The organism is Mesorhizobium sp. P2_D1, from assembly GCF_056404455.1.
Genome location: NZ_JBFUDZ010000183.1, coordinates 1 through 644, shown reverse-complemented (window position 1 = coordinate 644; position 644 = coordinate 1). Strand labels below are relative to the sequence as shown.

At 67.1% G+C, this 644-nt stretch carries 1 protein-coding gene; it reads left to right on the top strand.

The window, feature by feature from the left end; translation table 11 throughout:
* Positions 1-5: 5 nt before the first annotated feature.
* Positions 6-644, top strand: a 639-nt coding sequence (locus tag AC1D0I_RS32865) for an N-carbamoylsarcosine amidohydrolase (RefSeq protein ID WP_477400229.1), incomplete at its 3' end; no start/stop codon positions are given.

Below are 644 nucleotides of genomic sequence, written 5' to 3'. Positions count from 1 at the left end.
TTCCTATAGAGGCCGAAACGCAGGCGGCAGCCGACAACTACAGCGGCGTCTGGGGTCACCGCATCGGCTTCGGGCGCAAGCCGGCTCTGCTGATGATCGACTTCATGAAAGCCTACACGACCCCCGGCGCCCCTCTCTTCGCGCAGGGCGTGGTAGAGGCCGTCGCACGCACACCCGAGCTGCTGGCGGCGGCGCGCCAGGCCGGCATGCCGGTGATCCACACCAACATCCTCTACCACGCGCCGAACTGCGCCGACGGCGGGATCTGGGTCAAGAAGGCGCCGGTGATGGCAGCCTTGGTCCCCGGCAGTCCGCTGGCCGAATTCTGCGACGGCGTCGAACCGTTGCCGGATGAACTGGTCGTCACCAAGCAGTATGCCAGCGCCTTCTTCGGTACCAGCCTGGCGCCGATGCTGCATGCCGACGGGGTCGACACGGTCATACTCGCCGGCTGCTCGACCAGCGGCTGCATCCGGGCAAGCGCCGTGGACGCGGTCCAGCACGGCTTCCGAACCATCGTGGTCAAGGATTGCGTTGGCGACCGGCATGCCGGGCCGCACGAGGCCAACCTGTTCGACATCGATGCCAAATATGGCGACGTCGTCAGCCTGGAGGAGGCCCTGGACGAAATCGGGCGCGCCGGC